Annotated in this window: 5 protein-coding genes; 3 read left to right on the top strand and 2 right to left on the bottom strand. The window is 31.2% G+C overall.

Features of this window, described 5'->3' with window-relative positions:
• Window positions 1-145 precede the first annotated feature (145 nt).
• A complete protein-coding gene (locus PUD86_01490) occupies window positions 146-3,922 on the bottom strand; it encodes a transglutaminase domain-containing protein (protein MDD6775958.1) in 3,777 nt (1,258 codons plus the stop codon).
• 407 nt (window positions 3,923-4,329) lie between these two features.
• Window positions 4,330-5,013 carry a DNA polymerase domain-containing protein gene (locus PUD86_01485; GenBank protein MDD6775957.1) on the bottom strand — a complete coding sequence of 228 codons (684 nt, stop codon included), beginning with the start codon at window positions 5,011-5,013 and terminating at the stop codon, window positions 4,330-4,332.
• A gap of 178 nt (window positions 5,014-5,191) precedes the next feature.
• On the opposite strand from PUD86_01485, the gene PUD86_01480 reads away from it, so the two are divergent.
• The 3 genes from PUD86_01480 (at window position 5,192) to PUD86_01470 (ending at window position 6,130) form a co-directional block, all read left to right on the top strand.
• Entirely contained in the window at window positions 5,192-5,539 is a 348-nt protein-coding gene (locus PUD86_01480) for a hypothetical protein (GenBank protein ID MDD6775956.1), read from the top strand.
• A 75-nt stretch (window positions 5,540-5,614) separates the two neighbouring features.
• Entirely contained in the window at window positions 5,615-5,893 is a 279-nt protein-coding gene (locus PUD86_01475) for a hypothetical protein (GenBank protein ID MDD6775955.1), read from the top strand.
• Between the two features lie 9 nt (window positions 5,894-5,902).
• Window positions 5,903-6,130 (top strand): hypothetical protein, encoded by a 228-nt coding sequence (locus PUD86_01470; GenBank protein ID MDD6775954.1) that lies wholly within the window; start codon window positions 5,903-5,905, stop codon window positions 6,128-6,130.
• Window positions 6,131-6,146 lie beyond the last annotated feature (16 nt).

The raw sequence follows: 6,146 nt of genomic DNA, 5'->3' as shown, positions 1-6,146 counted from the left end.
ATAAAACAACCATAAATATTAATATCTATAATAAACGATTGTACTTCATAGTATATAAAATTAAAGAAAAATAAAACAATTAAAATTAGAAAAAATTGTGACTTCGTGTCACATCCTCAAAAAAAGAAAAAAAGAAAAAATGAAATTAGAATGTAATCTCATTTGTGATTGTGTGTAAAGTAAATGTGTTTGTATTCCAATTTGCAATTTTTCCAAATGAATTTCTTGAACTTGTTGGGTCGATAACATACCAGATATCTCCAACTAATACTTGAACCCATACGTGACCGTAAGTAGAACCACTTGAGAAGGTACATGTTCCGTGAACGTATCTTGCAGGGATATCTGCTGTTCTAAGCATTGCAACTAACAAGTGTGCCTGATCAACACAGTTTCCAGATCCTACTTCTAAAGTACCAACAGCACCATGTTTAGTATTATAATAAAATGCATAATCAATATAATCTCTTACATAGTTGTAGATTGCTGTTGCCTGGTCTTTTACAGAAGTTAAACCTGCAGTAACTTTAGCTACAATAGTTTTGATTTTTGCATTGTCAACTTGACAGTTCATAGTTGGTATGAGATATTTGGTCAAGTCAGTTTCAGTGTTTTTCTGATTTAAACCTTTACCTGCTGGGCTAGGTACAACAGTAGGGTCAGGATAATCAATAACTACTGCAGACGGTAAAGCGTTATTGTTTCCGTAATATGCTAAGATACGTGCAAGTGCATCAACATATTCAAGGTAACAGATTTTACCGATTGTGGATGAAGCATATCCTGGAGCTTTGTTGTAGTCTAAAATACATTTTTCAATATTAGCTGCTAATTTCAAGTAGTTTGTTTTAGATAATGATACTGAATCGAAGTAATCTCCTGCAGTCTTATTTGCAGGTTCGGTAATATTGGTAATGACACTAATGTCACTGAAGTTACCGCTTTCGATTTGACCGATTGCATGAGTCATTAAGTAAATGAAATCAACTAATTTAAATGTAGATCCAGCTACAGTAACAGTATTTGGTAACTTGTGGTAAGTTGCATAGTATGCTTTTATCTTGTTAGCACCTAAAATAATGTTTTTAATGGATAATTCACTAGCCGGAGTATCAGAAGCCGGATAGATTTCATCGTCCATGATTATTGTAGATGGTAAAACACCTTTAGCTTTGTAATCAGATAAAATACATGCAAATAACTCCAATGAAATACCGTGTTCGAGGTTTCCTAAATCAGATTTAACATAGTTTGGAGCCTGTTTGTTGTTAACCATATAATTGCTGAGTCTGTTTGCAATATCAATGTATTCTTCAGTTTCAATAGTACCATAGTTGTATGAACTACTTGGGTTTGAAGGAGCTTTAACAGTTATAGGCTCAATATCTTTTGTAGTTTCACCAGCATAGATATATTTTACAGCTTCAGTCATTAAGTACAAGAACTGTGCGTTTGTAAATGTTTTGTCTCCAACAGTAATTGTTTTAGGAATTTGTTGTTGTGCATCAATGATTTCTTTTAATTTTTCTGCTGCAGTTAAAATATCTGAGATAGATACAGCAGTTGATGGAGTATCAACAACTTTAATAATAACTGATCCGGAACATGGGTAAATACCGATTTCTCCTGCGTATTCAAAGGTTACATTGTATTCTCCAACATATTTTAATTCGATTGCTAAGGTTGCAACACCGTTACTGTCGGTTATTTTATTGTATGTTGAAGAACCGATTTTGAATATTACTTCTTTTCCAGCTAATGGAAGTCCTTCACCAGTTAAAGTAACTTTAAATGGTTGACCTCCTTCTTTAATGAAAGTAGTTCCACTTGATACAGTTAACTGGGATGTGATGTTCTTTCCAACAATAATCGGGTTAGGTAATTCTCCGGTTGCTTTGTAATCAGATAAGATAGATGCGAATAATTCAACTAATGCATTATGTCCCATATCTCCTATTTTTGTACTAGCATAGTTTGGAGCTTGTTTATAGTTAACCATGAAATTGCTGAGTCTGTTTGCAATATCCACATAATCGGTAGTACTGAGAACACCTTGTCTGTAATCACTTCTTGGATTTTCAGGAGCTTTAACAGCTATTGGGATAACATCCTGTGAAGTTTTTCCAGCATTAATATTTCTTACAGCTTCACTCATCATGTATAAGAATTGAGCATTAGAGTAACTAAATCCGCCAACTTTGATAGTATCTGGAATTGGTTGTTTTGCATCAATTAATGCTTTTAATTCTTCTGCTGCAGTTAAAATTTCTTCAATAGATACTGAAGAAGCTTTATCTATAACTTCAATTTGTACTGATGTAGAACAAGGTGCAATGTTTCCTTCTCCTGCAAAGCTAAAGTAGAAAGTATATTTTCCAATGTTTAATCCGATTGGTAAGGATGCTACTCCGTTGCTGTCAGTAACTCTAACATATTCTTTTGTACCAAGTTTGAATATAACATTTTTACCTGCTAAAGGAACGCCTTCAGAAGTTAAAGTAACTTTTAAAGATTCTCCTGCACCTTTTTTGAATGTAGTTGGACTTGTAACAGTGATTTCTGAATCCCTCATAGGTACCGCTACAACTTCAATTTGTACTGATGCAGAACAAGGGGATATATCTCCTTCACCTGCGAATTGGAAGTAGAATGTGTATTTCCCAATGTTTAATCCGATTGGTAAGGATGCTACTCCGTTGCTGTCAGTAACTCTGGTGTATTCTTTTGTACCAAGTTTGAATATAACATTTTTACCTGCTAAAGGAACGCCTTCAGAAGTTAAAGTAACTTTTAAAGATTCTCCTGCACCTTTAACGAATTTAGTGGGGCTTGTAACTGTTAATTCAGAATTACCTTCTTTGATAATTACAGTATCTGTAGCACTTGATGGGGAATAGTAACTGTTTCCAGCAAAAGTGTATTTTGCAGTGTATTTTCCTGCAGCAAGTGTGTCTGGTAATGTAAATGATGCTACTCCGTTACTGTCAGTTTTAGCAGAGTATGTTACACCATTAATTGTTAATTTAATAGTTTTTCCTGCATTTGGTGCATATCCTAACCCATTAAGTAAGGTTACTTTAATAATTTTCTTTTCAGTATCACTGAAAGTGTAATTATTTGTAATGAGCTGGGATGTTGTTGAAGAAATTACTTTAATATTGTTGGTTTTAGTTAATCCGTCAATATTGTATGAAATAATTTTGTAATTTCCAGCTTTTAAGAAACTTACGCTAAGACCAGCTACACCATTTGCATTGGTTTTAGCAGTGTATGTTTTTCCGTTTACTTTGAATTTTACGTCTGTATTGGCTAATGCACTACCGTCAGCTTTTAAGAAAGTAGCATAGAATTTTCTAGCATCTGCTGCAACTTTGGTAATGTCAGTAGCGTCAATTGTTGATAAAACTGCACATGTAGTGGTTAAATCATATCCTGTAATCGGGTTGCTTGAAATAATTTGATAAGTTCCCGGATTAAGGCCAATACCTATAGAAGCAACACCATTTGCGTCAGTTAACTTATTGTATGTTTTTGTAAATGAGCTGCATTTTATTGTAAAGCTAATTTGAGTATTAGCTAATGGATTTCCTTCGTTATCATAAAATGTAGCTTTATGGCTTTCGCTTCCTTTGTAATACTTAGTTAAATTCTCAGAAGAGACACTTTGTTCAATTGGTCTGTCATTTGTCAAGACAGTGTCTGCTGAGAATTCTTTATCTGGGTTAGATAAATTATTTGAGTCTACAGAATCAACAACCACTTCATTAGTTGCAGAAAGTGCATAATTATCAACACTTATGGAATCATCTATTGAATTCATATGGTTTGAATCTGTAACATTTACATCACTTGCTGATGCTACACCAACAGCCAAAATTACTGTTAATGCAATTAAAAAAGCAAATGATAATTGTTTTTTCAAAATAATTTTACCTCCATAATAATCTTGTTTTAATAAATAGCAAGACTAAAGTCTTACTTGAAATATATTTATAGTGAAATCCTTATATAAACCTTTTTATTCACTAAATCACTTTAAATGAGTTTATTTTTTAAAAATAAGGTTAAAACATTATGAAAATAAAATATTGAGTAAAATTTACCTTGAATTATCTTATAAAAGGGTTAAATAATATGAAATAATGTTTTAAGGTAATTATTTATATCAATTAACAATTCTATGTTAGAATGCTTATTATATAATATAATAAATTATAAAAAGTTATCTAATCTAAAAACATTGATTTTATTTAACTTAGAACAAAAAACAATAAATTTAATGGATAAAATTAAAAAATAAGAAAGAATAATTAAAAAAAGAGTATATTTTTAGAAAAATGCATCAAGACTTTGCTGGACTTCACCTTTTGCCATATCTTCAAGGTCCTGTTTTGTATATCCAAATGAATACATAATTCTTTCAATAGCTGGTATTAGTTGATTATTAATATAATAATCCTTGTCATATGCATATCCTTCACTATATTCGTAAGGAACAGCACGCTGACTAATAGATCCTTTTCCTTTTGTAATTATATACTGTACAATTGTCCCACGTGTCACTTTAATGCCGTGTTCTTCTATTTTTCTTGCAGCAATAACATGTGGTCCAACCTGTTTGTACTGGTCAAGTGGTTTGGTGATTTGTGTGTGAATAATCATTTCCTTTTTATCCACATCTCCTTTTTTAATTTTTTTTAGAACTTTTTTAACTTCGCTGATTGCTTTATCGGAATCCCCTTCTTTTAGGATTGCCATTAAAACAGCTTCCTGAGTTTTTTTAACAATAGGTGCCCAGTCTCTTCTAACCAATTCCAATCCTTTTGCTATAATTTCACCATCTTCAATTACAGCATATCTTTTTTTACTTACAAAAAAGCCTCTTCTGTAAAATCCTTCATATTCGAGCTCCATACTTTCAGGAAGTGTGGAATTAAGGTATTTTAGAAATACTTGGGCTTGCTGTTTGATTTCAGCTTCAAGTTCTAATTGTTCTTTTGTCTCACTAACCAATTTTGACACCTATTCTAAATTTTGATTTAGCTTATTAATAATACTTTTCTAATAACTAAAATCAATTATTTGGACTTAATATAATTAAATTGCTTTTATTTGGTTTTTAATTTAGTTTTCAAATGCTCTTTGACGTTTTTTATATGTTTTATCTGATATAGTATGAGTGAGGTTTGATATGATGAAAAAAAGATTGATTTCAAGCTATGATGAGATAAATGATACATTTGTTGGTAAAATTGATGGTGAAAACGGTTTTTGTAGTGACTTTGATATTTCAGATGGAATATTTCTTGCAATAAACAAAAACAACCATCCAAACTCAATATATGTAAATAATGCATCAAGTGTGTTTAACGTACCAAAAAAGACTTTGGAAAACTCAAATGTTAAAATAAACATCAAATGCAACACAATGTGTATTTATTTTTCAATGTTTATTGAAGATAAACGAATATGCTCTTTTAGATGCAGAAACATATTTGAAATTCCAATTTTAAACTTTGAAATTGATAGTAACTATTAGGGTTACTATCTTTTATTAAAATTTTAAATAGGATAACATAATATAATATGTATATTATTAATAGGAGTTGATATCGTGGAAGATCCAAAAATTAATGTCAGTCCTGATGAAATTGTAATTGTTATTCCTGAAGATGCTAATGAAGATGAATTAGTAATAGATTTAGAAGAATTAGGTATTGACCTTGAACAGTTAGGTGATGAAGTAAACATTGTTGTTCAGGTTGAAGGTGCTGACGGATTTGATGTGGATTTTGAAAGCGATGACGATGACGATGATGAAATCACATTACCAAATGAATGGTATTTTGATGATGATCCATACGGAATCGTATACTATGAATATGTAAGATAGGTGGAATTTATGGATTATGACATTCCTTATTATGTTTTGGATAACGATGGCAATATAAAATCTAGTACAGAGCCATATATCGATGATGATGACTTAAAAGAATTGTTAATATCTCTTTTAGGTGATGATGTTTCATCTGATGAAATTCAAAAAATCCTTGATGCCAGTGGAGATGAGGAACTTTCTGAAGAAGACTTCGATAAACTGGTTGAAGAATTTATTTTAAAAAATAAATAGTAATTTTTCTATTTTT

The sequence above is a fragment of the Methanobacteriaceae archaeon genome, from assembly GCA_029219465.1.
Taxonomy (GTDB): domain Archaea; phylum Methanobacteriota; class Methanobacteria; order Methanobacteriales; family Methanobacteriaceae; genus Methanocatella.
Note: the sequence above shows the minus strand (reverse complement) of the source record. Positions and strands in the feature narration are given on the sequence as shown.